At 63.2% G+C, this 24,919-nt stretch carries 29 protein-coding genes and 1 other annotated feature; of the genes, 16 read left to right on the top strand and 13 right to left on the bottom strand.

Going from position 1 to position 24,919, the window contains the following annotated elements; translation table 11 throughout:
* Positions 1–37: 37 nt before the first annotated feature.
* From M9955_11565 to M9955_11555, 3 genes are all read left to right on the top strand, one after another.
* Positions 38–277: a DUF6471 domain-containing protein gene (locus M9955_11565; GenBank protein ID MCO5082282.1), complete on the top strand. Its 240-nt coding sequence runs from the start codon at positions 38–40 to the stop codon at positions 275–277.
* Positions 278–689: 412 nt separating this feature from the next.
* Positions 690–1,837 (top strand): IS3 family transposase gene (locus M9955_11560; protein MCO5082281.1). Its coding sequence is split into 2 segments (ribosomal slippage): positions 690–939 and positions 939–1,837, totalling 1,149 coding nucleotides; the frame shifts between segments, so codons are not numbered across the junction.
* A 429-nt stretch (positions 1,838–2,266) separates the two neighbouring features.
* The gene (locus M9955_11555) at positions 2,267–2,734 is read left to right on the top strand and encodes a hypothetical protein (GenBank protein MCO5082280.1); all 468 of its coding nucleotides are present in this window, start codon (positions 2,267–2,269) and stop codon (positions 2,732–2,734) included.
* 36 nt (positions 2,735–2,770) lie between these two features.
* On the opposite strand, the gene M9955_11550 is transcribed toward M9955_11555, so the two are convergent.
* Together M9955_11550 and M9955_11545 are read right to left on the bottom strand one after the other, a co-directional pair.
* Positions 2,771–3,999, bottom strand: a protein-coding gene (locus M9955_11550) for an IS3 family transposase (GenBank protein ID MCO5082279.1) whose coding sequence is annotated in 2 segments (ribosomal slippage) — positions 2,771–3,711 and positions 3,711–3,999 — 1,230 coding nt in all. Because the reading frame shifts where the segments join, the coding sequence is not laid out codon by codon here.
* Positions 3,602–3,718: a sequence feature (AL1L pseudoknot), on the bottom strand. Its footprint overlaps the gene before it by 117 nt.
* A gap of 15 nt (positions 4,000–4,014) precedes the next feature.
* A complete protein-coding gene (locus tag M9955_11545) occupies positions 4,015–4,629 on the bottom strand; it encodes a hypothetical protein (GenBank protein ID MCO5082278.1) in 615 nt (204 codons plus the stop codon).
* Between the two features lie 612 nt (positions 4,630–5,241).
* Here M9955_11545 and yihA point away from each other — a divergent pair.
* From yihA to M9955_11525, 4 genes are all read left to right on the top strand, one after another.
* The gene (yihA, locus tag M9955_11540) at positions 5,242–5,823 is read left to right on the top strand and encodes a ribosome biogenesis GTP-binding protein YihA/YsxC (GenBank protein MCO5082277.1); all 582 of its coding nucleotides are present in this window, start codon (positions 5,242–5,244) and stop codon (positions 5,821–5,823) included.
* An 88-nt stretch (positions 5,824–5,911) separates the two neighbouring features.
* Complete coding sequence (gene argB, locus M9955_11535) at positions 5,912–6,805, top strand: acetylglutamate kinase (GenBank protein ID MCO5082276.1); 894 nt, start codon at positions 5,912–5,914, stop codon at positions 6,803–6,805.
* A gap of 9 nt (positions 6,806–6,814) precedes the next feature.
* On the top strand, positions 6,815–7,057 hold the full coding sequence (locus M9955_11530; GenBank protein ID MCO5082275.1) for a DUF4160 domain-containing protein: 243 nt from the start codon (positions 6,815–6,817) through the stop codon (positions 7,055–7,057).
* On the top strand, positions 7,041–7,301 hold the full coding sequence (locus tag M9955_11525; GenBank protein MCO5082274.1) for a DUF2442 domain-containing protein: 261 nt from the start codon (positions 7,041–7,043) through the stop codon (positions 7,299–7,301). The genes M9955_11530 and M9955_11525 overlap by 17 nt, the downstream gene beginning before the upstream one ends.
* A gap of 11 nt (positions 7,302–7,312) precedes the next feature.
* Here M9955_11525 and bchE read toward each other — a convergent pair whose 3' ends face one another.
* Positions 7,313–8,869, bottom strand: coding sequence for a magnesium-protoporphyrin IX monomethyl ester anaerobic oxidative cyclase (gene bchE, locus M9955_11520; GenBank protein ID MCO5082273.1), 1,557 nt, complete (start codon positions 8,867–8,869; stop codon positions 7,313–7,315).
* A gap of 154 nt (positions 8,870–9,023) precedes the next feature.
* The gene (locus M9955_11515; GenBank protein MCO5082272.1) at positions 9,024–10,016 is read right to left on the bottom strand and encodes an adenosine kinase; all 993 of its coding nucleotides are present in this window, start codon (positions 10,014–10,016) and stop codon (positions 9,024–9,026) included.
* Positions 10,017–10,172: 156 nt separating this feature from the next.
* Between M9955_11515 and M9955_11510 the strand changes: the two genes are divergently transcribed.
* Positions 10,173–10,886, top strand: coding sequence for a sulfate transporter family protein (locus M9955_11510; protein MCO5082271.1), 714 nt, complete (start codon positions 10,173–10,175; stop codon positions 10,884–10,886).
* A gap of 7 nt (positions 10,887–10,893) precedes the next feature.
* Here the strand turns inward: M9955_11510 and M9955_11505 are convergent, their stop codons facing one another.
* On the bottom strand, positions 10,894–11,127 hold the full coding sequence (locus tag M9955_11505) for a YdeI/OmpD-associated family protein (GenBank protein ID MCO5082270.1): 234 nt from the start codon (positions 11,125–11,127) through the stop codon (positions 10,894–10,896).
* 37 nt (positions 11,128–11,164) lie between these two features.
* Positions 11,165–11,950 carry an endonuclease III gene (gene nth / locus M9955_11500; GenBank protein ID MCO5082269.1) on the bottom strand — a complete coding sequence of 262 codons (786 nt, stop codon included), beginning with the start codon at positions 11,948–11,950 and terminating at the stop codon, positions 11,165–11,167.
* Positions 11,951–11,972: 22 nt separating this feature from the next.
* Between nth and M9955_11495 the strand changes: the two genes are divergently transcribed.
* The 5 genes from M9955_11495 to M9955_11475 all read left to right on the top strand — a co-directional run bounded on the left by M9955_11495 (position 11,973) and on the right by M9955_11475 (position 16,491).
* A complete protein-coding gene (locus tag M9955_11495) occupies positions 11,973–12,464 on the top strand; it encodes a DUF2244 domain-containing protein (protein ID MCO5082268.1) in 492 nt (163 codons plus the stop codon).
* A 73-nt stretch (positions 12,465–12,537) separates the two neighbouring features.
* Positions 12,538–13,434, top strand: coding sequence for a bifunctional helix-turn-helix domain-containing protein/methylated-DNA--[protein]-cysteine S-methyltransferase (locus tag M9955_11490; GenBank protein ID MCO5082267.1), 897 nt, complete (start codon positions 12,538–12,540; stop codon positions 13,432–13,434).
* Positions 13,435–13,490: 56 nt separating this feature from the next.
* The gene (locus tag M9955_11485) at positions 13,491–14,393 is read left to right on the top strand and encodes a ribokinase (GenBank protein ID MCO5082266.1); all 903 of its coding nucleotides are present in this window, start codon (positions 13,491–13,493) and stop codon (positions 14,391–14,393) included.
* A 9-nt stretch (positions 14,394–14,402) separates the two neighbouring features.
* Positions 14,403–15,860, top strand: a complete 1,458-nt coding sequence (locus M9955_11480; GenBank protein ID MCO5082265.1) for an amidase — start codon at positions 14,403–14,405, stop codon at positions 15,858–15,860.
* Positions 15,861–15,879: 19 nt separating this feature from the next.
* Positions 15,880–16,491: a LysE family translocator gene (locus M9955_11475; GenBank protein MCO5082264.1), complete on the top strand. Its 612-nt coding sequence runs from the start codon at positions 15,880–15,882 to the stop codon at positions 16,489–16,491.
* Positions 16,492–16,497: 6 nt separating this feature from the next.
* Here the strand turns inward: M9955_11475 and M9955_11470 are convergent, their stop codons facing one another.
* On the bottom strand, positions 16,498–17,442 hold the full coding sequence (locus tag M9955_11470) for a nucleoside hydrolase (protein MCO5082263.1): 945 nt from the start codon (positions 17,440–17,442) through the stop codon (positions 16,498–16,500).
* Positions 17,443–17,572: 130 nt separating this feature from the next.
* Here M9955_11470 and M9955_11465 point away from each other — a divergent pair, with 130 nt between their 5' ends.
* Entirely contained in the window at positions 17,573–17,998 is a 426-nt protein-coding gene (locus M9955_11465) for an Hsp20 family protein (protein ID MCO5082262.1), read from the top strand.
* A gap of 73 nt (positions 17,999–18,071) precedes the next feature.
* Positions 18,072–18,326, top strand: coding sequence for a DUF1150 family protein (locus M9955_11460; GenBank protein ID MCO5082261.1), 255 nt, complete (start codon positions 18,072–18,074; stop codon positions 18,324–18,326).
* Between the two features lie 173 nt (positions 18,327–18,499).
* Here the strand turns inward: M9955_11460 and ptsN are convergent, their stop codons facing one another.
* From ptsN to lptC, 6 genes are all read right to left on the bottom strand, one after another.
* Positions 18,500–18,964: a PTS IIA-like nitrogen regulatory protein PtsN gene (gene ptsN, locus M9955_11455; GenBank protein ID MCO5082260.1), complete on the bottom strand. Its 465-nt coding sequence runs from the start codon at positions 18,962–18,964 to the stop codon at positions 18,500–18,502.
* 61 nt (positions 18,965–19,025) lie between these two features.
* Positions 19,026–19,607: a ribosome-associated translation inhibitor RaiA gene (gene raiA / locus M9955_11450; protein MCO5082259.1), complete on the bottom strand. Its 582-nt coding sequence runs from the start codon at positions 19,605–19,607 to the stop codon at positions 19,026–19,028.
* A gap of 251 nt (positions 19,608–19,858) precedes the next feature.
* Positions 19,859–21,370 carry an RNA polymerase factor sigma-54 gene (gene rpoN, locus M9955_11445; GenBank protein MCO5082258.1) on the bottom strand — a complete coding sequence of 504 codons (1,512 nt, stop codon included), beginning with the start codon at positions 21,368–21,370 and terminating at the stop codon, positions 19,859–19,861.
* A 176-nt stretch (positions 21,371–21,546) separates the two neighbouring features.
* Entirely contained in the window at positions 21,547–22,284 is a 738-nt protein-coding gene (lptB, locus tag M9955_11440; GenBank protein ID MCO5082257.1) for an LPS export ABC transporter ATP-binding protein, read from the bottom strand.
* A 77-nt stretch (positions 22,285–22,361) separates the two neighbouring features.
* Positions 22,362–22,898, bottom strand: a complete 537-nt coding sequence (locus M9955_11435; protein MCO5082256.1) for an LPS ABC transporter substrate-binding protein LptA — start codon at positions 22,896–22,898, stop codon at positions 22,362–22,364.
* Entirely contained in the window at positions 22,885–23,598 is a 714-nt protein-coding gene (gene lptC / locus M9955_11430; protein MCO5082255.1) for an LPS export ABC transporter periplasmic protein LptC, read from the bottom strand. Before lptC ends, M9955_11435 begins: the two co-directional genes overlap by 14 nt.
* Before the next feature lie 301 nt (positions 23,599–23,899).
* Here lptC and sppA point away from each other — a divergent pair, with 301 nt between their 5' ends.
* Positions 23,900–24,853 (top strand): signal peptide peptidase SppA, encoded by a 954-nt coding sequence (gene sppA / locus M9955_11425; GenBank protein MCO5082254.1) that lies wholly within the window; start codon positions 23,900–23,902, stop codon positions 24,851–24,853.
* The last annotated feature ends 66 nt before the right edge of the window (positions 24,854–24,919 follow it).

Genomic DNA, 24,919 nt, shown 5'->3' with positions numbered 1-24,919 from the left:
TATATCATCGTATATGATGATATTTTAAGGATACGGCGTGGCAGCGAAGAATGACCCTCAAACCATTGAGTTTGAAAACCGTGCGAAGAATCTTCTCAAAGCGGAATTGAAGCGCAAAGGCATGACCTATGCGCTGTTAGCGGAAAGATTGGCCGCTATGGACATTCATGAGACAGAACGTAATCTGAACAACAAGATCAGCCGAGGGGGATTCAGTGCGGCGTTCTTGCTTCAATGCCTAGAGGCCATTGGCGCTAACGACTTGAGACTCACTTAAGGTGACTTTGAAGTTTGGAACCGCCCCAAATTCATCGTTGATTTCGTCGTCAATTGCGCGTCGAAGGAACGCTTGGAGCGCCGTCTCGTCCACCTGCTTTTGGCCTTCTTCAATCCGGCACGCCGCCTCATTAGAAATACAGAACTGATCAAGTGTCCTGTCCACGAACACATCATACTTCAACAATTTCTTTTGAGATTCGGACATTCCGAATACGGTTCTCTCTTTAGTTAGAGACAGCGCGATGGAGTCCAAAACGCTGACAGTTCGAACAATGTTCGGCGCCTTGAGGCGGCCCCATGAGCTTTCCTTAATAACGCCGATTGCATCATCATGTGCAATCCATACACGTGGCCTGCTGCCGGTTTCGTGGACACCGAGATAAGGTGTTTGACGGAACTGGAGAGTGGGAATGCAGAGAAGGAAGTTCAGCCGCGAGTTCAAACTTGAGGCGGTGAGGTTGGTGAAGGATCGAGGCGTTGCTGTTGCGCAGGCTGCCCGTGATCTGGATCTCCACGAGAACGTGCTGCGCAAGTGGGTCAGGGAGTTCGCTGCCGATCGACAGCATGCGTTTCCCGGCCATGGTCAGATGAAGCCAGAGCAGCAGGAGATCGACCGGCTGCGCAAGGAAGTGGCGAAGCTGAAGGCGGAACGCGACATCCTAAAAAAGGCCGCAGCCTACTTCGCGAGGGAAGCGATATGAGATTCGCCTTCATCGCGAAGCACCGTTCGATCTGGCCGGTGGCATGGCTGTGCAGTGCGCTGGACGTCTCCCGCTCGGGCTTCCATGCCTGGCTCAACCGCAGCCCCAGCGCCCGGTCGCGGCGCGACGAGGTGCTCATTCCCCGGATCGACCGCAGCTTCAAGAGCAGCGACCGAACCTATGGCGCCCGTCGTGTCTGGCATGACGTGCTGGCCGAAGGCTTCTCCTGCGGCCTTCATCGTGTCGAAAGGCTCATGCGGGAGAACGGGCTGCGTGCTCGGCCCCGACGCCGTGGATTGCCGAAGGATACGGGCGAGCGAGCCTCCGTGTCGGACAACCTGCTTGACCGCGCATTCGAGGCATCGGCGCCGAACCAGAAGTGGATCGCCGACTTCACCTACATCTGGACCGCCGAGGGATGGCTCTACGTTGCCGCCGTCGTCGACCTGTTCTCCCGCCGTGTCGTGGGTTGGGCGATGAAGGCAGAGATGACGGCCCAGCTCGTGACCGACGCCCTCATCATGGCGATCTGGCGCCGAGGCAAACCCGACAGCCTGCTCCATCACTCGGACCAGGGATCGCAATATACAAGCGAGCAGTTCCAGCGCCTGATGGCCGACCATGGCATCACCTGTTCGATGAGCCGGTCGGGCAACGTCTGGGACAATGCCGCGATGGAGAGCTTCTTCTCGTCGCTGAAAACCGAGCGGACAGCCCGCAAGGTCTACAGGAAAAGGGACGACGCAAGGGCAGATGTGTTCGATTACATCGAGCGCTTCTACAACCCCCGACGGAGGCACTCGACACTGGGCTACCTGAGTCCTGTCGAGTTCGAGGAGAAAGCTATGTTAGCTTAACCTCGTGTCCGAAAAACCGGCAGCAGGCCAACGTTCTGCCAAAGTGCGCCTCCAGCGAAAAATGATTCTGTGACGAATGCGCCAAAACCACCGCAAGGGCCATATGATCATCAGAATGCCGACTATCACAAGCCCCACCCTGAACCATCCTTGGTTCACAAATTGAGCGATGGCTACCGCGTCCTTTGCAAGCGAAAGAACAAGAGGGTCCCTCACCATTTTGTCGATCCATCGTTCCCACGTTGACAGGTCGTCGGGAACGCCGGCGAACCCAACGAGGGTGTTGACCACACCCACGCAGGCCCAGAACCGAAGCATAGTCTTGGATAGAACCCCCCACATGTAAGGCACCTAACACTAGCAGCAAGCGCTTGTGTAGTGACCCTGCTTCGCTCACCATGTACGCAGGTTGAGGGGAGCGCTATGCGGGTGTGGCTGATTGTGGCGTTCATCGCGTTAATTTCCAGCGCAGGCGCGCAGGAGACCCAGCAACCCGCCACCAACGGCCAGCCAGAAGCCGCCAGCGATCAAAGCACCGCCGCCGCCGCACGCGATGGCAATCCCGCTCCAGAGCCAGGTTATGCCGAGCGCTTTTTGACTGCGGTCGAACGCATCGAGCCCGCTATTCGCGAGCTGATAGCCGAGGAAGATAAGGTAACAGCTGACGCCGAGCGTGAGCGCGATGATGCCGATTTGCGCGCCCAACAGAGCATGGCTGTTTGGGCCTTCTGGATGTTCGTCGCTTCGGCTCTCTCTGTTGTCCTGACTGGCGTCGGTGTCGTTTTGATCTGGCGTACTCTGCTGCACACGCGAGATGCCGCCATACATGCCGGCGCGGCTGTTTTGGAAGCGAAGAACGCCACTAAGGCCGCGCAAGATGCCGTTGATGTGACATGAACCGCCCCGGGTTTGCCGGAGGCCGTTTCGTTTGGGTCACGCTGCCATGGCTGGTTCTTCCAGCATGGCGTAGTAGCGCTCCTCGGCTTCAGCCGGCGGGACGTTGCCGATGGGCTCCAGCAGCCGGCGATTGTTGAACCAGTCGACCCACGTCAGCGTGGCAAACTCGACGGCCTCGAAGCTTCGCCACGGTCCGCGTCGATGGATGACCTCGGCCTTGTATAGCCCGTTGATCGTCTCTGCGAGAGCGTTGTCGTAGGAATCTCCAACGCTGCCCACGGAGGGCTCGATGCCGGCTTCGGCCAGGCGCTCGGTGTAGCGGATGCTGACATATTGAGAGCCCCTATCGGAATGGTGCACCAGACCGCCGCGATGGATGGGCCGCCGTTCGTGCAGAGCCTGTTCGAGAGCATCGAGGACGAAGCCCGCATGGGCGGTCCTGCTCACCCGCCAGCCGACGATCCGGCGGGCATAGGCATCGATGACGAAGGCCACGTAGACGAAACCCGACCAGGTGCTGACATAGGTGAAGTCCGACAGCCAGAGGCGGTTCGGCGCCGGAGCATGGAAGACCCGGTTCACATGGTCGCGCGGACATGGCGCCGCCTTGTCCTGCACCGTAGTCCGGATGGCCTTGCCGCGGATGACGCCGTGAAGGCCCAGGCCGGCCATCAGACGTTCGACGGTGCAGCGCGCGACGGTAAAACCTTCGCGCAGCATCTGCCGCCAGACCTTGCGCGCGCCATAGACCTCAAAGTTCTCGGCGAAGACGCGCTCGATCTCCGGCCTTAAGGCCATGTCCCGCTTCGCCCGCGCCGAGAGCTTCTCGGGATCGACCCGCTTGGCGACATGGTTGCGGTAGGTCGACGGGGCGATCGGCAGCACCTTGCAGATCGGCTCGACCCCGTGAACCTCGCGGTGATCGTCAATGAACGCAATCATCGTTTGAAAGGGCGGTCGAGCTCCGCCTGGGCAAAATAAGCGCTCGCCTTGCGCAGGATCTCGTTGGCCTGTCGAAGCTCACGGTTCTCCCGCTCCAGAGCCTTCAGCTTCGCTGCCATGTCCGTCGGCACACCGGCCCGCTTGCCGGCATCAACCTCGAACTTCTTCACCCACTCATTCAGAGTTTGCGCCGTGCAGCCGATCTTGGCCGCCACCGATGATACCGCCGCCCAGCGCGACGGATGCTCGGGCTCGTGATCAAGAACCAGCCGCACGGCTCGCTGGCGCACTTCGGGGGAAAACTTGTTCGTCGTCTTGCTCATGATGGCTCCACCTTCTCAGGAGTTGGAGCCTCCGGCAAACCCGGGGCGGTTCAGACACGCGACTTGGGAGAGGCCCAGGTCCGCGCTTACTTGTTCTGCAAATCGGCCAAATACCACATAAGAAAAGACGGCCTCTCGGCTGCCGTTGAGCTTGCTAACACTGGCCAGTCTCCCGCCAGCGAAGTTGTTATGATCGGCACGGCTTACGTTAATGGCGTAGGCGGCTTGCCCAACATGCCGCGGGTCCATTCGTGGGTTTATTCCGGCGAAGAGGCGGCGCATTTCCAGCCAATAAGGTCGAATGGAAGTGTCATCGACGAGATTTGGTTTAGCTGGGACTACTCCTTCGCTCCTCTCATTGAAGAAGATGAAGGTGAGATGAAAATCGACACCTTTCAAACCGGCAACGAAATCGGGTTTGACCTCACGGTAAGTTGGCGTGACGTGTTCGGACAGAAGCACGACTTCCCATTGTCCCTCTCTGCCGTAATCGACGCCCATCCGGTCAATTATAGAAAGAAGCGAGCCCCGAAAGGCGTCCTCCATTTTCGTGTTGAAGACGCTCGCTTGCGCGTCAAAGCCGAACAAGGCGATGGCGAGGCCAAAAGCTAATCCCATCAATGCGCGCATAGCGCGATCCTTCCCCGAGGATCGGCCTACGTACCCGCACCGCTTGGTGCTCTTGATACATAAGGCCGTTCTTGCGGGAACGCCGGTCATGACGGTGATTGCGCGGAGATGGGCCGGCGCCGTTGGTCGCGGGGGAACGTGTCCCGCGGGTGGCGGCCGGATGTGCACGGAAAGGGTCTGCTTTGTCGCAGCCTGCGTCGCTCGGTAATGCGGCGGCGCGGACGGTCAACGGGTCAAGCCGTTGGTCAGGCCCTTCGGTTCCCGAAAGGGAGCCGAGACCTCCAGGCGACAGCCGCGTTGATCCGGAAGAATGCCGAACGGGCGATCCGAGGATCGCACATTGCTAACTTACGAGCGGTCCGAGGATCGCCCGTTTTCCCAGTTCTTTGACAATGGCCAGATGCGAAGGCAGGCGTGGCAACGAGGGAACGCGCCCGGCCCTTGAATGCCCTCGCCTCAAATGTCATCACGGCGGAAACGAGGCCTGCGGGCGCGGCGGATGCCGCAACCTTCACCCGCAGCCATGCGTCAGGAGATTTCCGCTTGAACGAAAACAACGTCACCGCCGCGATCTTCGAGACGCCATGGGTCTTCATACGGGGCGTACCGGCGATGGAGTTTTTGCCGCCGGAAGGGCCGCCTGAGATCGCCTTCGCCGGCCGCTCCAATGTCGGCAAGTCGTCGCTTATCAACGCGCTGGTGGGCCAGAAAGGACTGGCGCGCACGTCCAACACGCCGGGCCGCACGCAGGAGCTGAACTATTTCGTGCCCGACGGCTTTTCGGGCGAGGCCGGCGACCTGCCGCCGATCGCCCTGGTCGACATGCCGGGCTACGGCTATGCCGAAGCGCCAAAAGGCCAGGTCGACCAATGGACGAAGCTGATCTTCGACTATCTGCGCGGCCGGGTCACGCTGAAGCGGGTCTATGTGCTGATCGACGCGCGCCATGGCATCAAGAAGAACGACGAAGAGGTCTTGTCGCTGCTCGACAAGGCGGCCGTCTCCTATCAGATCGTGCTGACCAAGCTGGACAAGATCAAGCCGGCCGGCGTGGCGAAGCTCACCGAGGACACGCTGGCGAAGATCAGGAAGAGACCCGCCGCGTTTCCCGGGATCATCGTCACCTCATCGGAGAAGGACAGCGGCATCGCCGAGCTGCGCGAGGCGATAGCGCTTGCAGCGAGCGGTGGTTGAAGACGGTCTTTCCGCCAGCAAGAACATTGCCCCTGCGGTCTCTTCTCGATAAGAGGCCGCCAAACCATCATCCTTCGGAAAAGAACCCATGACGGACATCCCCCAATCCGCCGAAGCGCAGGCCGCCCTGCTGTCGCGCGCGCTGCCCTACATGCAGCGCTACGAAAACAAGACGGTGGTGGTGAAATATGGCGGCCACGCCATGGGCGACAACGCGCTGGGCAAGGCGTTCGCGCGCGACATCGCGCTCCTGAAGCAGTCCGGGGTCAATCCGATCGTCGTGCATGGCGGCGGCCCGCAGATCGGCGCGATGCTCAATAAGATGGGCATCGAATCGAAGTTCGAGGGCGGACTGCGCGTCACCGACCAGAAGACGGTCGAGATCGTCGAGATGGTGCTGGCCGGCTCCATCAACAAGGAGATCGTCGCGCTTATCAATGCCGAGGGCGAGTGGGCGATCGGCCTGTGTGGCAAGGACGGCAACATGGTTTTTGCCGAAAAGGCCAAGAAGACCATGATCGACCCGGATTCCAACATCGAGAAGGTGCTGGATCTCGGCTTCGTCGGCGAGCCGGTGGAGGTCGACCGCACGCTGCTCGATCTTCTGGCGCGCTCGGAGATGATCCCGGTCCTCGCGCCCGTTGCGCCCGGCCGCGACGGCCACACCTACAACATCAACGCCGACACTTTTGCGGGTGCCATCGCTGGCGCGCTCAGCGCCACGCGCCTGCTGTTCCTGACCGACGTGCCGGGTGTGCTCGACAAGGACAAGAACCTCATCGATGAGCTGACCGTCAGCCAGGCGAAGAAGCTGATCAAGGACGGCACCATCTCGGGCGGCATGATCCCCAAGGTCGAGACCTGCATCGAGGCGATCGAGCGCGGTGTCGAGGGCGTCGTCATCCTCAACGGCAAGACGCCCCATTCGGTGCTCTTGGAACTGTTCACGGAGCACGGCGCCGGCACGCTCATCGTGCCGTGAGGCAGCGGAATGCCGGCCGTCTTCCGATACAACGGCTTCAAGTTCCATTTCTACTCGAATGAGGGAGATCCGAGGGAACCGCCCCACATCCATGTACTCAGGGACGGCATAGACGCCAAGTTTTGGCTACGTCCGGAAGTCGTGGTAGCTTACAATGACGGCTTCAATGCCAGAACGCTTCGCGAATTGACCGCGATTATCGAGAACCGCCGCGAAGAGATCGAGCAGGCATGGCATGAGTTCTTTGGTTAAGGCGACGAAAGTGTCTTTCGATGACGACAGCATGTGGGTCGAGCTTTCGGACGGCCGAACGCTCGGTGTGCCGCTGGCATGGTTCCCGCGTCTGCTGCGGGCTTCGAGAGCCGAGCGGGAAGCCGTTTCCATCAGTGGTCGCGGTCTCCATTGGGACGCTCTGGATGAAGATATCTCCATAGCAGGACTGCTCGCCGGGCATGGCGACCAGACGCGCCCGCCGGTACCCGCCGCCGCTGAGTAGGGAACCCGGCATCAAGCGGCATTTGCGTTGTCATTGTTTGCCGGCATTGCTTCCGGAAATATCGCGACGCGACGGCCGACCGCCATCGACTCTTCCTCTGCGTCCTGCGGCGCGCCCCAGAACGCCGCGAGGCTTGGCCCGTTCACGATGTGCCGGTCCTCGAACAGGAACTGCCATATTTCGCGGAACCAGACGCGGCGGCCCATCTTCGTGTACCAGCGCATGGAATGCCGCTGCTCCGGGTCGGGGTGGAAGAGGATGCGCCAAAGCGCGCTGGGACGCGCCTGCACGGCCACCTCTATCAGCTTGACGGCGAAGAACAGCATCCACGGCCTGAGGCGCTTCATCTCGAGGACCTGATGCTTGTAGTCCCATTTGCGCGTGTCGGCCTGGATGACGATGCGGTTCTTCGCAATGCGGAAGAACGGGGTCCAGCGGTGCGGCGTGACGTAAAGCGCCTGGATCTGATCCGGATCGTAGGCGAGCAGTTGCCGGAAGCCGCGCCAGAGATCAGCCGGGCCCTCCTCCTCGAAGCCGGCCACCCAGGTCGCCATGGACAGGATGCCATGGCGACGCAGGAGCCGGATCGCCTCGCGGTCGGATGCGACGCTGCCGCCCTTCTTCACGAGTTTCAGCGTCGCCTCGTCGGTGTTTTCCATGCCGAGCAGCCAGCGGATGACGCCGGCCTTGCGATAGAGATGCAGGATGTCGGCATCGCGCACGATGTCGTCGGCCCGTGTCGAGCCCACGATCAGCACCGGCACGTCCTCGGCGATCATCGCCTCCAGAAAGGCGCGCCATGCCTTCCTTGACGATGTGGGGTTCTCGTCGGCGAGATTGACCAGTTCGACGCCGTGCTCCCGGTGCAGCCGGGCGATCTCCTTCGCGAAGAGCGCCGGATCGCGATGCCGCCAGCGGGTCCAGAAGCCGCGCTGGCCGCAATAATTGCAGAGATGCGGGCAGCCGCGCGAAAACTGCATGACCACCGCGCGCTTGCCGCCCCAGTAGCTGTAGCGGCTATGGTCGATCAGTTCCCAGCCGACGCGATAGTCGTCCAGCCTTGCGATGGTGCGGGCCGGCTTTGTCGCCACCGGGCTGCCGCGACCGTCGCGGTAGGCAATGCCCTCGACCAGATGCAGCGGCGAAGCATCCGCCATCGACGAGGCGAGTGCGACCATCGTCCTCTCCCCCTCGCCGCGCACGACGATATCGAAGGCGGCCGTTTCCGCGAGCACCTCGCGCCAGTGGTAGGTCGGGAACACGCCGCCGTAGATGATGACGATGGAAGGAGCCTCCGCCTTCAGCATCTCGGCTATTCTGACGGCGGTCGGATGCGCTGAGGTCGAGCCGGAATGGCCGATCAGAATGCAATCCGGTCCGTCGGCGAGGGCGGAACGCACGATCTGCATCAGCGACATGGGTCCGAATTCGGCGTCGACCAGACGCACGCCATGTCCCGCATCGAGCAACGGTCCGCCAATGGCCAGAAGCCCGAGCGGCGGCAGGTGATCGTCCGGCACGCGACTGCCGATGGCGGTATGCGGCGGATTGACAAGCACGAATTTCATAGACGCCTCCTTGTTCGGAGGCTTCCTAGAAACCTTGCAGCGCCCGAGAATGATCGCCTTCAGCAGTTTTGCCGCAGGGGCGCCGCAGAATAAGGCGGGAAAGCACGGACGGTCGGATGTGCGCCCGGCCGCTGGTCATGACTGGATGTGACGGCTACAGAAGACCCGCTTCCTGCGCGGCCGCCCGAAGATTCGTACGCGGGCGGGGGCCTATCTGCTGGATGACGAGGCCTGCCGCCAGCGAGCCGAGCTTGCCACAATCGGCGAGCGAGCGGCCGGCCGTGTAGCCGAACAGGAACCCAGCCGCGTAGAGATCGCCTGCTCCCGTCGTGTCGACCAGCTTTTCGATCTCGATTGCATCGACAGGCACGGTTCCGGCGGCGGAGACGATTATCGAACCAAGTTCGGAACGCGTCACGGCGGCGAGCTTGCAGTCCCGGCGGATCGCTTCCAGCCCCGCCTCGAAGGAGGAGGTCTGGTATAGCGCCTTCAACTCGCTTTCATTGGCGAAGACGATATCGACGGTGCCGGACCGCATGAGATCGAGGAATTCGTCGCGGTAGCGGTCGACACAGAAGGAATCCGAAAGCGTCATGGAGACCTCACGCCCGGCGGCATGGGCGTGCTCGGCCGTCAGGCGGATCGCCTCCTTGGCGCGCGGCGGGTCCCAGAGGTAGCCTTCGAAATAGGTGACCTTGGCGCCCTTCGCCTTCTCCGTCTCGACATCCTCCGGGCCAAGTTCGACACATGCGCCGAGATAGGTGTTCATCGAACGCTCGCCATCCGGGGTGACGAAGATCATCGAGCGCGCCGTAGGCGGCTCACCGGTCAGCGGTTTCGTATCGAAGGCGACGCCCTGCGCGCGTATGTCGTGCGTGTAGATGCCGCCCAGATGGTCGTTCGAGATCTTGCCGAAATAGGCAGCGCGGCCGCCGAAACTCGCCACGCCTGCGGCCGTGTTGCCGGCGCTGCCGCCCGACGCCTCGATGGCGGGACCCATGCGGCTGTAGAGGAGTTCGGCACGGTCGGCGTCGATAAGGTTCATCGCTCCCTTGATGATGCCGTTCTCGACCAGGAAGTCGTCGTCGCACTGCGCGATGATGTCGACGATCGCATTGCCGATGCACAGCACATCGTAGTCACTCATCGAGACTGGCCTTCCCCGCAGAAGCAAGTCCCGCATGTTTCCGGCATACGGGGTCGCGCGCGGGTTTACAGGCTTCCGGCCAGTTTGCAACCCCGCCGCTTCGCGGCACTTGCCGATACGTTATGGCGCAACTATCTGCGGCCTCAGGAGAGACCCATGATCCTCGACGCCGCGAGCGCCGCGCTCGCCCGCCTTTTCACCGCCGAGTTCCGCTGGGTCTTCCTCAAGACCCTCGGCCTGACGCTGCTCGCCCTTGTCGCGCTGTGGTTCGGCCTCAGCGGCATTTTCGAGTGGCTGGCCCTGCCCTGGCTGACGGGTTTCGCGCCCGACCTGCCGAATTGGGCCGACTGGCTCGGTCCCGTCGCCGCGATCGCCGCCGGGATCGTTCTGGCGCTTGGATTAGCCCTGCTGATCGCACCGATCAGCGCGCTGGTCGCGGGCATCTTCCTCGACGACATAGCCGAAGTGATCGAGCGCGCGGACTATCCGGGCGACCCACCCGGCCGGGCATTGCCCGCCATCCGGTCACTGGTTTTGTCGTTGAAATTCCTCGGCGTCGTCATCCTCGGCAACATCGTGGCGCTGTTGCTGCTGCTCGTGCCCGGCATCAACATCGCCGCTTTTTTCCTCGTCAACGGCTATCTGCTGGGGCGGGAATTCTTCGAGTTCGCGGCCATGAGGCACATGCCGGAACGGGAAGCGAAGGCATTGCGAAGCCGCAATGCCGGAACGATCTTCCTCGCGGGGCTGGCGATCGCGGCATTTCTGGCGATCCCGCTGGTCAATCTGCTGACGCCGCTCTTCGCCGCAGCGATGATGGTCCACCTTTTCAAGGCGATCACGCGGCGTGGAGCAACGTTGAGGCGATAACATCGCTTCAGCCGCCGTTCCATTTCATGTTCATGTAGACGTCGCCCTTGCGGAGTTCTTCCATCATCTGACGCAGGCGTTTTGCCCGCGTCTCCTCCCGCTTCGCGCGGCCGATCCAGCCGAGATAGTCGTTGCGCTGATAAGGCGGCCGCGCCTCGTAGACCTCGACCAGATCCGCCTTCACCAGCGCGGCCCGCACGTCCTCGGGCATCGGATTCAGCGCGCGCTTCAGATCGGCCATGGAATACTCCGCCGCGTTACCGTTCGATGCCGGCGGCTCACGAACCGGGCGCCGGCTCCTCGAAATTCGCATCGAGCGGTTTCAGTTCCACGAGCGGCGCGGGAATATCTGTCGTTTTCTCTTCCGCCTTGCAGATATCGGCGATCACGCAGCGCGGGCACTCGGGCTTGCGCGCCTTGCAGACATAGCGGCCGTGCAGGATCAGCCAGTGATGGGCGTGGCGCATGTATTCGGGCGGAATGATACGGACGAGACCCTCCTCCACCTCTTCCGGCGTCTTGCCCGGCGCCAGTCCGAGACGGTTGCCGATGCGGAATATATGGGTGTCGACGGCCATGGTGGGCTGGCCGAACGCCATGTTCAGCACGACATTGGCGGTCTTGCGGCCGACGCCGGGCAATTTCGTCAAGGCGTCGCGCTCGTCCGGCACCTTGCCGCCATAGTCGCGGATGAGCGCCTCGCTCAGCGCGATGACGTTCTTCGCCTTGTTGCGCCAGAGACCGATGGAGCGAATGTAGTCGCCCAATCTTGCCTCGCCCAGTTCCACCATTTTTTGCGGCGTATCCGCCACCTTGAAGAGCGCCCGCGTCGCCTTGTTGACCCCCGCATCCGTGGCCTGGGCCGAAAGCACCACGGCGACAAGCAGCGTAAAGGGATTGATGTGTTCGAGTTCTCCTTTCGGCTCCGGGCGCTGGATGGCGAAACGTCGGAAGATTTCCCGCACCTCGGCCGGCGAATAGCGAGGTCGCGCCGACCTGCGCGCCGGGGCCTTCGCCACCGACTTATTTGCGGATGCTATTTTTTGTGATTTGGGGTTGGTCATCGACCCTCTATAATTCCGGGGCATGAGCGACACAAACACCGGACTTGCCGCCGACGAGCCGTTCTTCAGGGCGTTGCTGACCCCGCACCGGTCGCTCGGGCGAACCGGCTTCCTCGTCCTGATGGGAACGCTGACCTTCGGCTGGCTGGTGACGGGCGCATTCTTCCTCAGCCGCGGAGCATGGCCGGTCTTCGGCTTCTTCGGCCTCGACGTCGTGCTGCTCTACGTCGCCTTCCGCATGAATTACCGGGCCGCGCGGGCGCGTGAGGAGGTTTCCGTCTCGCGCACCGCGCTCGACATCCGCAAGACAGCGCCGTCAGGCAAATCTCAAGACTATCGCTTCAACCCGTTCTGGGCGAAATTCGCCGTATCGCGCCATGATGAAATCGGCATCACGCAAATGGCCGTGGAAGGCCAGGGTAGACGCGTGCCGATCGGCGGCTTCCTCAATCCGGACGATCGGGAGAGTTTCGCCAAGGCCTTCTCGCAAGCGCTGGTAAAGGCGAAGAGCTGAATTCCACAAGGCAAGTTTCGGGTGGGAAGCGCGGTCGCGAGTAGCGATATTCTCGGCGAAGGAGATATTCGCTATGAACGCCCTCATGCAGACGAAAGCCTCGATCGCCCTCGAAACCGACATTACGCCGGAAGGCAGCGACTACGAGGTCGTGCGCCGGGTGATCGAGAAGATCAGCCTCGACTATCGCGACCAGCCCTCACTGGAGGCTCTGGCCGAAGCCTCCGGCGACACGCCCAATGGCCTGCAAAAGCTGTTCACGCGCTGGGCCGGCCTGTCGCCGAAGGGTTTTTTGCAGGCTGTGACGCTCGACCATGCCCGCCGTCTTCTGGATGCCGGCCTTTCCGTGCTCGACGCGACCTATGAAGTGGGCATGTCGGGACCAGCCCGGCTGCACGACCTGTTCGTGACGCATGAGGCGATGTCCCCCGGCGACTACAAGACGCGGGGCGCCGGCCTGACGATCCGCTACGGCTTCCACATCTCGCCCTTCGGCATCGCGCTGCTGATGGTGACGGATCGCGGCCTCGCGGGCCTCGCCTTCAACGATCCGGGTGACGAACGGGCGGCGCTGGAGGATATGACAAGCCGCTGGCCGAATGCGACCTATGTCGAGGATATTTCGGCCACCGCGCCCTATGCCGCGCGCATCTTCGACCCGGCGAAATGGCGCTCCGACCAGCCGTTGCGGGTGGTGTTGATCGGCACGGATTTCCAGATCCGGGTGTGGGAGGCGCTGCTGCGCATACCGATGGGCAAGGCGTGCACCTATTCTGCGATCGCCGAGAGCATCGGCGCGCCCAAGGCAAGCCGTGCGGTGGGCGCGGCGGTCGGCGCCAATCCGATGTCCTTCGTCGTGCCCTGCCACCGGGCGCTGGGCAAATCGGGCGCACTGACCGGCTATCATTGGGGCTTGACGCGTAAACGCGCCATTCTGGGCTGGGAAGCGGGACAGGTCTCGCCGTCCTGATTGCCGGTCGCATCGCGACGGAGTAAGGCTTCCCGCTCATGCGGGAGGCCTTTTTCATGATCACCGTCGTCGGCTCCATCAATCTCGACCTCATCGCCGCGATGGATCGGCTGCCGCTGCCGGGCGAGACGGTGCCGGGAAACAGTTTCCGCACCGCCGCCGGCGGCAAGGGCGCCAATCAGGCGCTCGCCGCAGCGCGCGCAGGCGCCAGAGTGCGCATGGTCGGCGCCGTGGGCCAGGATTCCTTCGCGCCGGAGGCCCTGGCGATGCTCAGGGAGGCGGGTGTCGATCTCAGCCTCGTGGCGGAGCGTGACACGGCGACCGGCATCGCGGTGATCTTCGTCGGCGGCGACGGCGAGAACGTCATCGCCATCATCCCCGGCGCCAATGCGACGATGGACGCGCAGGCTGTCGAAAATCTCCGCTTCGCGCCGGGCGAGCACATATTGCTCCAGCACGAAATCCCGCTCGTCACCGTGGAAAAGGTGCTCGACACCGCGCGCAACGCACGCGCGGTGACGCTGCTCAACACCGCTCCATTCCGGCCGGAAGCCGCGCCGCTGCTCGCCAAGGCTGACTATGTGGTGGCCAATGAGACGGAGTTCGACCTGTTCGCGGATGCGCTTTCGCTGGCGGGCACGACGCGGTCCGAGCGGATGAAGGCTTTTGTGGCGGCGACGGGCCGCGCCATCATCGTGACGCTCGGCGGAGACGGCGTCATGGCGGCAACGCCCGGCGGCTTCACGACGGTTCCCGCCATGAAGATCACGCCGATCGACACGGTTGGTGCTGGCGACACATTCTGCGGCTATCTCGGCGCGGCGCTCGCACAGGGCCGCCCGCTGGAGGAGGCGTTGCGGCGAGCCGCCGCCGCCGGTTCTCTGGCATGCCTGAAATCGGGGGCGCAGCCGGCGATTCCGCTCGCGGCCGACGTGGATGCCGCGCTGTCGAAGGCCTGAGAGGCGGCCATGACGAGAAGGCCGCGAACCCGGCACGATATCCCGCCGGCCGGCGCGATCTGCCGTCTTCCGGCGACTGAACTCGTCGAACGCATCAAATCGCGAAAGTTCGCCGTGAGGGAGGTCGTTTCGGCGTTTCTCGACCGGATCGAGGCCGTCAATCCGTGCGTGAACGCCATCGTGTCGCTGCGCGACCGCGATGACATCCTGCGCGATGCCGACGGGAAGGACGCCCTGCTCGCGGCCGGCCGGGAAGCGGGGCCATTGTTCGGCCTGCCCATCGCCATCAAGGACCTCGCCGAGACGAAGGGGCTCCGCACCACCTGGGGCTCGCTGGCCTTCGCGGATCTCGTGCCGCAGGAGGATGCGATCTTCGTCGAGCGCATCCGGGCGGCTGGCGCCATCGTCATCGGCAAGACGAACACGCCGGAGTTCGGATTCGGCTCGCAAACCTACAATGAGGTGTTCGGGCCGACGCAAAACGCCTTCGATCCGGCGCTTACCGCAGGCGGATCGAGCGGCGGCGCGGCGGTGGCGCTGGCGCTCGACATGATGCCGCTCGCCGATGGCAGCGACTATGGCGGCTCGCTGCGCAATCCGGCCGCGTATAACAATGTCTACGGATTGCGCCCTTCGCAGGGCCGCGTGCCTTCCGGGCCGGAGAAGGATCTGTTCCTGACCCAGATCGGCGTCGAGGGCCCGATGGCGCGAAATGTGCGCGACCTTGCCCTGTTGCTCGACGTGATGGCAGGCTATGACGACCGCGCGCCGCTCTCGCTTCGTACCGATGGCAGTTTTCTGTCGGGCATCGGCAGGACGGCGCCTGGACGGATCGCCTGGCTCGGCGACCTGGGCGGTCATCTGCCGACCGAGCCCGGCGTGCTGCCGCTTTGCGAAAATGCCGTGCGGCGCTTCGCCGACGCCGGCTGGCAGGTGGAGCCTTTCGTGCCGGATTTCGACTACGAGCGGCTCTGGCGCGCCTTCGTCACGCTGCGGCACGCGACGAGCGGCAGCGGTCTGAAACCGCTCTACGACGATCCCGCCAGGCGCGCGCTGCTGAAACCGGAAACAGTGTGGGAAATCGAAGGCGCGCTAGCGCTCAAAGCGCCGGAAATCCACGCGGCCTCGGTGGTGCGATCCGACTGGTACAGGACCATTCTGCGCCTGTTCGAGCGTTTCGACCTGCTGGTGTTGCCGAGCGCGCAGGTGTTTCCGTTCGACGTCGCCACGCATTGGCCGGAGACGGTCGGCGGCAAAGACATGACCAGCTATCATCGCTGGATGGAAGTGACCGCCTATGCCTCGATGGCCGGCTGCCCGGCCGCCAACGTGCCCGCCGGTTTCTCGGCCGACGGACGGCCGATGGGCATACAGCTGATCGGGCCGCCGCGCGGCGACGCCGCTGTCTTGCGGGCGGCCGCTCTTTATGAAAGCCTGCTGGACTGGCCGGCGGGAGCTTCGCACTGACCATTTTCGGAAAGTTTCGATGTCGTTTGAACTCTACGCAGCCTATCTGCTGGCATGCCTGATCATCATCCTGGTGCCCGGCCCTACCGTCACGCTGATCATCGCCAACTCGATCCGCCACGGCGCGCGGGCCGGTCTCGCCAATGTCGTCGGCACGCAGGCCGGCCTGACGATCATGATCGCGATCGTGGGTGTCGGACTCACCTCGCTGATGGAGGGCATCGGCCATGGGTTCGAGTGGGTGCGCTTGTTGGGCGCGGCATATCTGATATGGATCGGCGTCCGGATGTTCCGTTCGAAGGGCGTCCTCAATCCCGACGGAACGGCGAGAAGGCCGCGCGGCGGCTTCTTCCTTCAAGGCCTTGTCGTGGCTCTGTCAAACCCCAAGACGCTGATCTTCTTCGGCGCGTTCTTTCCCCAGTTCATCGATCCCGCCGGCAATCACGCCGTCCAGATCATAATCATGGGCGCCACGGCGATGGTGTGCGCGGCGGTCAGCGACAGCGCCTATGCGCTCGCCGCCGGGCGCGCCGGTCGGCTGCTGTCCGCCAGACGCGTCAAGCTCCTGTCGCGCATCAGCGGCAGCTTTCTGGTGGGCGGCGGCGTCTGGCTGGCCACCTCGAAAGCATAGAACGCGTCAGTTCAGCCTGCCGAGGCGCTCGGCCAGCAGGGCATAGAAACCATCCGCGTCGATGTCGCGCATCACCATGGCGTTCTTCTTGCGTCTGGTGACGCCCCACCAGTCGACCACCGTCATGCCCATGGTGAGTTCCGACGCGATCTCGACTTCGACATTGCACTCGCGGCCCCTGAAAAGCTCCGGCTTCAGCAGATAGGCGATGACGCAGGGATCGTGCAGCGGACCGCCATCGGTACCGTATTTCTCCTCGTCGAAGCGCTCGAAAAACTCCAGCATCTCGGCCGCGGCGCGGCCGACGCGCGTACCGAGCGCACGAAACGCCGCCACGCGCGTTGCCGTGGTAAGGGCCTTGTGCGTGACGTCCAGCGGCATCATCGTGATCGCGATGCCCGACTTCAGCACGACGTCGCAGGCGTGCGGGTCGACATAGATGTTGAACTCGGCCGCCGGCGTCGTGTTGCCGCCCTCGAAGAAGCCGCCGCCCATCAGCACGATCCGCCTGATGCGCCCGGCGATCTTCGGCTCGCGGTTCAATGCAAGCGCGACATTGGTCAGCGGCCCGAGGGTGCAGAGGGTGACCGTGCCGCTTTCCTCCCGCATCAGCGTCTCGACGATGAAATCGACCGCATGCTGCTTCTGCAGCGGCATGGTGGGTTCCGGAAGGTCCGGCCCGTCGAGGCCGGTCTTGCCATGCACCTGTTCGGCGGTGACGAGTTTCCGGACCAGTGGCCGGCCGGCGCCGGCAAACACCCTGATGTCCGGGCGGCCGGCGAGTTCGCAGATCTTGCGGGCGTTCTTCTCCGTCAGCGCGAGCGGCACATTGCCGCCAACGGCGGTTATGCCCAGCACGTGCAGTTCCGGGCTGCCGAGCGCGAGCAGGATCGCCATGGCGTCGTCCTGGCCGGGGTCGGTGTCGATAATGATCTTCTGCGCCAAAGCCATCGTTTCCTTGTCTGTTGGGCGACCCTCTGTGGAGCCTTGAACTCGCTGCGGCGGCAGACCATATCAGGAACCAAGGAAAGGACGCCATCCGGGTCTTTTCCTTTTCGGTCGCTCTTCGAGGACAGATGGAATGAGCCGCATGACGCCTTTTTCGAGCCCGCTTCTGCTTGGGTTCGACACAATGGAAAAGACACTCGAGCGTCTTGCGAAGTCCGGCGATTCCTATCCGCCCTACAACATAGAGCGAATCCGCTGCGCCGAGGGCCAGGGCGACAAGCTTCGCATCACGCTCGCGGTCGCGGGCTTTTCGGACGAGAATCTCGACGTCACGACCGAAGAGAACCAGCTGGTGGTACGGGGCCGGCAGAACGACGACGGGGAGCGCGAGTTCCTTCATCGCGGCATTGCGGCCCGGCAATTCCAGCGAACTTTCGTACTGGCCGACGGGATGCTGGTGACGGGATGCGAATTGCGGAACGGTCTGCTTTCGATCGACCTGCAAAGGCCCGAGCCGCAGAGGCTGGTACGGAAAATAAACATTTCGGTGAAAGACTGATCGTCAAACCCACCGGAACTGAAAGCTCTGTCGCGGGTTGGTCATTGGGACGCCCCGCTCCTTGGAGGCTGAAATGGCTGAGAATCAAGTTCGGAATATCTCGCAGGCGCAGTTGGCGCATATCGGCGAAGGGGCTGTGGCCTACGTTCGCGAAATGATCAGCGACGACCTGAAGACCAAGTTCCCCGGTCTGCCCGAAATTGCTCCGGGCACCAAGCTCTGGGCCGTGTTCGCCGCGAACGGCACGCCGATCCTTCTGTCGGACAGGCGCGATTCGGCCGTAGCCGGCGCGTTCCAGAACGATCTGACGCCGGTCGCTGTTCATTAGAGCGGTTCCGGTTTTTACGGAATCGGTGGAACCGCTCTACCTCTTTGTTTTAGCCGCATTTCCGGACGCAAAACCGCCGCGTCACACTTTTGCTGGAAATGCTCCAACCGGATAATCGGAAAAGCAAAGGGCGGCTCCGGCCGCCCTTAAATGGATAATCGATGCGGCCGCGCCTATGCGGCGTGTGACGCCGGGGTGTGCGACAGCAGGGTGTGGATGGCGGCCGCGTCCTTCGTTCCACGGATCTTCGCGACCGTATCGGAATCGCGCAGCACGCGGGCAATGCGCGACAGCGCCTTCAGGTGATCGGCGCCCGCCCCCTCCGGCGCCAGCAGCAGAAACACCAGATCGACCGGCTGGTCGTCCAGCGCCTCGAAGTCTACCGGCGACTCAAGCCTTGCGAAAACGCCCGTGATGCGCTTCACGCCGGCCAGCTTGCCGTGCGGAATGGCGATGCCGTTGCCGACGCCGGTCGACCCCAGCCGCTCCCGCTGCAGGATGGTGTCGAATATCTCACGCTCCGGCAGACCGGTTACCTGTGCCGCCTTCTCCGCCAGAAGCTGGAGAAGCTGTTTCTTGGAGTTGGCGCGCAAGGCGGGCATGATTGCCGGAACGTCGATCAGATCGCTTAGATCCATCATCAAATCCCCTGTTCCCGTCACTGTCACGGGCAGACGCCCGCAACAGCGCTGAGTCGCGTTACGCCCGTGCGACTTTTGCCGAAGACGGGTCGATCCAGCCGATATTTCCGTCCGGCCGACGGTAAACGATGTTGATTTCCTGATTGCCGGCGTTCCGGAACACGAAAACCGGGCTTTCCTTGGTATCCAGTTCGACCACGGCGGAAGCGACCGTCATCGTCTTCAGGGCAAGCGACAGTTCGGCGACGATCGCCGGCGAATAGTCGTCGGCGACCTCTTCCTCCTCGTCGGCGACGGGCGCCATGACGCGGTAGGAAATGTCGATCGACTCGCCCCCGACGCCCGCCGGATGCGCCTTCAGGCGCCTTTTATACCGGCGCAGCCGGGTTTCCAGACGATCCGCCGCCAGTTCGAACGCGATCGTCGGCTCGTGAGCCTCCCCGGCGGCTTGCAGCGCCATGCCGGAATCCAGGTTCACCATGCAATCGGCAGAATAGCGCGATGCGTCCTTGAGCACCGTGACATGTCCGGAAAACCGCCCACCGAAATATTTGGAAACCAGTTCGTTCACGCGTTCCTCGATACGGCTGCGGAACGAATCGCCAATATCCATATGCTTGCCAGCGATACGTAAGCTCATTTCGGGATGGGCCTCCTGTTCGCCCTTTTGGGGAGTTTATACCTGTGGTCGGTGCACACAAGCTTTGCGGCGACCTGAACACCGCTTCGAGGTCCGAACTTTCCGGTTAAACACAGGTCTTGGGGCGACGTTTCATCGGTGTGAACACAACCACCCGGCTCTTGCGGGCGGGCTTCTAGTCAGTTCGCCGGGCATTGTCAATTAAGCGTGAGTCTACTTGTCAGCACGCCCGAAGCCGCGGAAGCGAGTTCTTATCGGCACGCGACTGCACGCTTTTCGCGCCGCCGCTGTACCGATGACGGAATGTCCATACTTTCCCGATACTTGGCCACGGTGCGCCGCGCGACGTCGACGCCGTCCGATTTCAGGAGTGCGACAATGGCGTCATCCGACAGCACGTTGGAGACGTCCTCGTCCGCGATCATCCCCCTGATACGGTGCCGCACCGCCTCCGAGGAATGGCTTTCCTCGCCCTCCACCGCCGCGATCGAAGCGGTGAAGAAATAGCGCAGCTCGAAGACGCCACGCGGCGTCAGCATGAATTTGTTGGCGGTGACACGGCTGACCGTCGATTCATGCATGGAAATCGCGGCGGCAACCGTCTTCAGCGTCAGCGGCCGCAGGTGACGAACGCCGTGGGCCAGAAATGCGTCCTGCTGCTTCACGATCTCGATGGCGACCTTCAGGATCGTCCGCGCGCGCTGATCCAGGCTGCGGGTCAGCCAGTTCGCGCTCTGCAGGCAATCCGACAGGAAATCACGCTCCGGCTGCGTCTTCACCGTGGCGTTGACGCGCGCGAAATAGGAATTGTTGACGAGGACGCGCGGCAGCGTGTCGGGATTGAGTTCCACCGACCACGAACCGTCCGCCGCCGGCCGCACCTCGATGTCGGGTACGATCGACTCCGCCCTGCCACCCTGAAAAGCGAGCCCCGGACGCGGATCGAGCGCCCGTACCTCTGCCACCATGTCCAGAAGATCCTCGTCGTCGACGCCGCACAGCTTGCGGAGCGCCGCATAGTCGCGGCGCGCCAGAAGCCCCAGATTGCCGACGAGCGCCTGCATGGCCGGGTCGAGCCGGTCGCGGGCGGCGAGCTGCAACGACAGGCACCCGGCGAGGTCGCGCGCGAAGAGCCCCGCCGGCTCGAATCCGTGGCAGAGCGACAGCACCCTGTCCAGGGTCTGCCGGTCGACGCCAAGCCGCGCGGCGATGTCGTCCGGGTCGCCGTGGAAATAGCCGGCGTCGTCCAGCCCGTCCGCCAGTTCACGCGCGATCGCCCGGTCCACCGGATCGGCGATCTGGAAAGCGATCTGCTCGGCCACATGATCCTGAAGCGTGACCGGCGCGGCAGCCAGGTCCTCCATGTCGAAATCGCCGGACATGCCGCCCGGCGCGCTGCCGGACGAGGACTTCCATTGCGCGGACAGGTCCGGCGCCAGACGCTCCGAAGCGCCGGTATCCTCCGGAAAGATGTTCTCCAGCGATGTGTCGAGCTGTTCGGACATGGACTGGGCGGTCCAGCTGCCGTCGTCCTGCACCCAGATCCCGTCGGCATCCTGCGGTTCGGCGGGCTGCGAGGGCGGCGTGGCGACATCATCGGGCTGGTCGACGCGCTCCAGAAGAGGATTGCGCTCCATCTCCTCGTCGATGAAACGTTCCAGCTCAGGATGGCTGAGCTGCAGCAGCCGTATCGACTGCATCAATTGCGGCGTCATCACCAGAGACTGGGCCTGACGCAGCAGCAATTTGGTCGCAAGCGCCATAGGCCGCGGCTACTCCGGAATTCCACTCCACCCTGGCATAGCGTTTCCGACCGCTGCGCCCCGTCACTCCATGAAACTGGCCCGGCTCTTGCCTGTCAAGCGCCGGCCATGCAACGTCGCTTACGAAAGGTTGCATTCCGCCGGCCTTGCCCCGGCGCAAGCGCTGACTGGCGCAACTACAGCGTGAAGCCTTCGCCGAGGTAGAGCCGACGCACGTCGGCATTGGCGACGATCTCGGCCGGCGTGCCGTGGGTCAGGACCTCGCCGGCGTGGATGATGTAGGCGCGATCGATGAGGCCGAGCGTCTCGCGGACATTGTGATCGGTGATCAGCACGCCGATGCCGCGCGCGGTCAGGTGACGAACGAGGCGCTGGATGTCCGACACGGCGATCGGATCGATGCCGGCGAAGGGCTCGTCGAGCAGCATGTAGCTCGGCTTGCTGGCGAGGGCGCGGGCGATTTCGAGGCGTCGCCGCTCGCCGCCCGAGAGCGACACCGAAGGCGCCTTGCGCAGATGCGCGATGTGAAACTCCTCAAGCAGCGCGTCGAGCGCGATCTCGCGCTGCTTGCGGCTCTTCTCGACGACCTCCAGCACCGCGCGGACATTGTCTTCGACGGAGAGGCCACGGAAGATCGACGCTTCCTGCGGTAGGTAGCCTATGCCGAGACGGGCGCGCCGGTACATCGGCATGGACGTGACGTCGAAGCCGTCGATTTCGATCGACCCCTTGTCGACGGGCACAAGCCCGGTGACCATGTAGAAGCAGGTCGTCTTGCCTGCGCCGTTCGGCCCGAGCAGGCCGACGGCCTCGCCGGCCCTCACGCCCAGCGACACGCCCTTCACCACCTGCCGGCCCTTGTAGCTCTTGGTCAGGTCGCGCGCGATCAGGGTGCCCTTGAGGCCCTCGCGCATCGCCGCGCTACGTGAGGCGGCGTGGTTGTTGCGCGCCGACCGCGAGGCGGCCGGCTGTGCGGGCGAAGCATCCACCATCAATTGCCCTGGTTGGCGGGCGCAAGCTGGACCTTCACGCGGCCGCCCGAACCGCTGCCGCAACTGTCGAGCTGCGAGCGGCCGGTGGTGGTGTTGACGGTGAGGCTGCACCCTTGAGCGACGTTGCCGCCGTCGGTGAGCACCACTTCCTTGCCCTTCAAGGTGAAGGTGCTGCTCTTGACGTCGAACGTGCCCTCGTCGCCGGTGGCGACCTGGTTTTCCGACTTGATATAGACCTTGTTGGAGACTTCGAGCCGGTCGATCTGCTGCGAGCCCGTCGAGTTGGCGTTGTCCCCGGCGCCCTTGACGTAGAAGACGGTCATGACGCCGGCCTTGAGAAGCGTGGGGCCCTGCACCACGGTGACGTTGCCGGTGAAGATCGCCTTGCTTTCCTGCTCGCGCACCTCCAGCCTGTCGCTTTCGATCTGGATCGGCTTGTCGCCGTCCAGCTTGATACCGGTGCTGCTCGTCTGTGCGAATGCCGGGCCCGCCGCCAAGGTCAGCAAGGCGAAGGCCAGCAGATCAGTTCCCCGCATGTTGCTCTCCAGATTTGCCGCCCGGCTGAAGCGCGTCCGGCATGATGATGAGACGTACCCTGTTCTCGAACACGATCACCTTCCCATTTTCAAGGACGGAGAGCGAGTCGGCCGTGATCTTGCTGCCGTTCCGGGTGATCTCGACCGGCTTGTCGGTCTTCATCGTGCCCTCGTCTATGCTCACGGTGGCGTTGACGAGTTTGGCGGCGACGCCGTTGCTGGCGGTCACCGAAAACGGGCTGTCGATGTTGAGGATATTCGTCTCGCTGTCGTAGACGCCGCGCTCGGCAACGATGGCGGCCGAATTCTCGACGTCGATCGGGATGACGGCGTCTATGCCCTCGAGCTCCACGATATGCTGCTTGCCGGGGTCCTGGACGGCGCGCGCCGCCGTCATGGAATAAGGGCGGTTCTCCGCCGTCACGCCATTGACCTTCGGATTCGCCATGACGAGCTTGCCGTCGGCGTAGGCGACGCTTGCGATATCGTAGGTGAGCTGCGGCACGCGGGAGAGGAAGGTGTATCCGCCAAAGGCCAGCGCGAGCGCGAGACCCAGTGTGGGCAGCGACCATTTGAGCATGCGCACCTTGCTCGAATGGGCCTGCGCGCGCTGAAAGTCCGCCTCGCGCGAGCGTACGCTCTGCGACGCGCGGTCGGCGATCAGCTCGTCTTCTTTCGTGGTCGTGGTCGGCGCCAACATGTAAAACCTATGCCCAGATCGAATTGCACGCGCAACGGCGCGTCGGGCAGACTGTCACAGCTGCAGTCGATTCGCTCGCGACACCGCCCTCTTGACCGCGAGCACCCCAAGTCTCAATTCGCACAATTGCGCTCCGAACGCGCCGCAGGGAACCATGCGCGGGAGCTATTCACGAATAATATGGTCATTTTTCGATCCGTTACCAGCGGGTCGACGACACCGCAAATTCTTCATGGTGGCACGGCGGGGTGGCATGCTCTACAACCGCCCCTTCAAACCGGGCTTCGAGGATGGAGCGGCCATGCGAGTTGATGACCTGATCGAAAGGCAGAGATTGCGCCGAAAGCTGACATTCTGGCGGGTTGCGACGCTCGCGGCGGCGGCGGTCGCCATCGTCGCGGCTATCTATCTCGCCGGCGGAGAGGAATTCCGCGGAATCTCCGCGGATCACATCGCCAAAATAAAGATCGAGGGCACGATCACGGAGGACGACAAGCTGCTCGAAAGGCTGGAGGACATCCGCAAGGCCGGCAGCGTCAAGGGCGTCATCGTCTCGATCGATTCGCCCGGCGGCACGACAGTCGGCGGCGAGGCACTCTACGAGGAACTGCGCAAGCTCGCCGCCGAGAAGCCGGTGGTGGCGCAGGTCGGCACGCTGGCCGCGTCGGCGGGCTACATGATCGCCACGGCGACGGATCATATCGTCGCACGCCAGTCCTCGATCGTCGGGTCGATCGGCGTGCTGGTGCAGTTCCCGAACGTCTCGGGCCTGATGGACAAGATCGGCGTGACGCTGGACGAGGTGAAGTCGGCGCCGCTGAAAGCGGAACCGTCGCCCTTCAACCCGACCACGGAGCCCGAGCGCGCCATGCTGCGGACCATGATCATGGACAGCTACGACTGGTTCGTCGGCCTGGTCGCCGAGCGGCGCGCAATGTCGCGGGCGGAAGTGCTGACGCTCGCGGACGGCTCCGTCTTCACCGGCAGGCAGGCTCTTCAGAAAAGGCTGATCGACGCGGTCGGCGGCGAGGACAAGGCCATCGACTGGCTGGGTACGAAAGGCGTGGACACCGGTCTGGACGTTATCGAGTGGAAGCCGAGGAACGCCAACGGGTCCCTGTTCTTTTCGCAGTCGGCGCTGGACAGGATCGCGGTGGCGCTGGGCTACCCGGCCGGCAGCGGCGAAATCATCCGGGAACTCGGCGCGGAGCGGTTGTTCCTTGACGGGCTGTTGTCGGTCTGGCAACCTAACTGAGCCGGATTGCGTACCGAAAATCCAATAAAAACATTTGCCTACGTCATGCTTACCGAAAGCAAGCGG

This window comes from Rhizobiaceae bacterium (assembly GCA_023953845.1).
GTDB lineage: Bacteria > Pseudomonadota > Alphaproteobacteria > Rhizobiales > Rhizobiaceae > Arvimicrobium.
The sequence above is the reverse complement of the archived record's forward strand: the minus strand, read 5'-3'. Positions and strand labels throughout refer to the sequence as shown.

What these genes read in the sequence shown, in the direction of transcription:
- ptsN (MCO5082260.1), bottom strand. Translation starts at nt 18,964, where the DNA reads ATGGATCTAAGCGATCTGATCGACGTTCCGGCAATCATGCCCGCCTTG.
- M9955_11475 (MCO5082264.1), top strand. Translation starts at nt 15,880, where the DNA reads ATGTCGTTTGAACTCTACGCAGCCTATCTGCTGGCATGCCTGATCATC.
- M9955_11460 (MCO5082261.1), top strand. Translation starts at nt 18,072, where the DNA reads ATGGCTGAGAATCAAGTTCGGAATATCTCGCAGGCGCAGTTGGCGCAT.
- M9955_11530 (MCO5082275.1), top strand. Translation starts at nt 6,815, where the DNA reads ATGCCGGCCGTCTTCCGATACAACGGCTTCAAGTTCCATTTCTACTCG.
- M9955_11465 (MCO5082262.1), top strand. Translation starts at nt 17,573, where the DNA reads ATGAGCCGCATGACGCCTTTTTCGAGCCCGCTTCTGCTTGGGTTCGAC.
- sppA (MCO5082254.1), top strand. Translation starts at nt 23,900, where the DNA reads ATGCGAGTTGATGACCTGATCGAAAGGCAGAGATTGCGCCGAAAGCTG.
- M9955_11485 (MCO5082266.1), top strand. Translation starts at nt 13,491, where the DNA reads ATGATCACCGTCGTCGGCTCCATCAATCTCGACCTCATCGCCGCGATG.
- lptC (MCO5082255.1), bottom strand. Translation starts at nt 23,598, where the DNA reads ATGTTGGCGCCGACCACGACCACGAAAGAAGACGAGCTGATCGCCGAC.
- M9955_11470 (MCO5082263.1), bottom strand. Translation starts at nt 17,442, where the DNA reads ATGGCTTTGGCGCAGAAGATCATTATCGACACCGACCCCGGCCAGGAC.
- M9955_11545 (MCO5082278.1), bottom strand. Translation starts at nt 4,629, where the DNA reads ATGCGCGCATTGATGGGATTAGCTTTTGGCCTCGCCATCGCCTTGTTC.
- M9955_11510 (MCO5082271.1), top strand. Translation starts at nt 10,173, where the DNA reads ATGATCCTCGACGCCGCGAGCGCCGCGCTCGCCCGCCTTTTCACCGCC.
- yihA (MCO5082277.1), top strand. Translation starts at nt 5,242, where the DNA reads ATGGAGTTTTTGCCGCCGGAAGGGCCGCCTGAGATCGCCTTCGCCGGC.
- M9955_11505 (MCO5082270.1), bottom strand. Translation starts at nt 11,127, where the DNA reads ATGGCCGATCTGAAGCGCGCGCTGAATCCGATGCCCGAGGACGTGCGG.
- nth (MCO5082269.1), bottom strand. Translation starts at nt 11,950, where the DNA reads ATGACCAACCCCAAATCACAAAAAATAGCATCCGCAAATAAGTCGGTG.
- M9955_11480 (MCO5082265.1), top strand. Translation starts at nt 14,403, where the DNA reads ATGACGAGAAGGCCGCGAACCCGGCACGATATCCCGCCGGCCGGCGCG.
- M9955_11525 (MCO5082274.1), top strand. Translation starts at nt 7,041, where the DNA reads ATGAGTTCTTTGGTTAAGGCGACGAAAGTGTCTTTCGATGACGACAGC.
- raiA (MCO5082259.1), bottom strand. Translation starts at nt 19,607, where the DNA reads ATGAGCTTACGTATCGCTGGCAAGCATATGGATATTGGCGATTCGTTC.
- M9955_11435 (MCO5082256.1), bottom strand. Translation starts at nt 22,898, where the DNA reads ATGCGGGGAACTGATCTGCTGGCCTTCGCCTTGCTGACCTTGGCGGCG.
- M9955_11490 (MCO5082267.1), top strand. Translation starts at nt 12,538, where the DNA reads ATGAACGCCCTCATGCAGACGAAAGCCTCGATCGCCCTCGAAACCGAC.
- rpoN (MCO5082258.1), bottom strand. Translation starts at nt 21,370, where the DNA reads ATGGCGCTTGCGACCAAATTGCTGCTGCGTCAGGCCCAGTCTCTGGTG.
- M9955_11515 (MCO5082272.1), bottom strand. Translation starts at nt 10,016, where the DNA reads ATGAGTGACTACGATGTGCTGTGCATCGGCAATGCGATCGTCGACATC.
- bchE (MCO5082273.1), bottom strand. Translation starts at nt 8,869, where the DNA reads ATGAAATTCGTGCTTGTCAATCCGCCGCATACCGCCATCGGCAGTCGC.
- lptB (MCO5082257.1), bottom strand. Translation starts at nt 22,284, where the DNA reads ATGCGCGAGGGCCTCAAGGGCACCCTGATCGCGCGCGACCTGACCAAG.
- M9955_11495 (MCO5082268.1), top strand. Translation starts at nt 11,973, where the DNA reads ATGAGCGACACAAACACCGGACTTGCCGCCGACGAGCCGTTCTTCAGG.
- argB (MCO5082276.1), top strand. Translation starts at nt 5,912, where the DNA reads ATGACGGACATCCCCCAATCCGCCGAAGCGCAGGCCGCCCTGCTGTCG.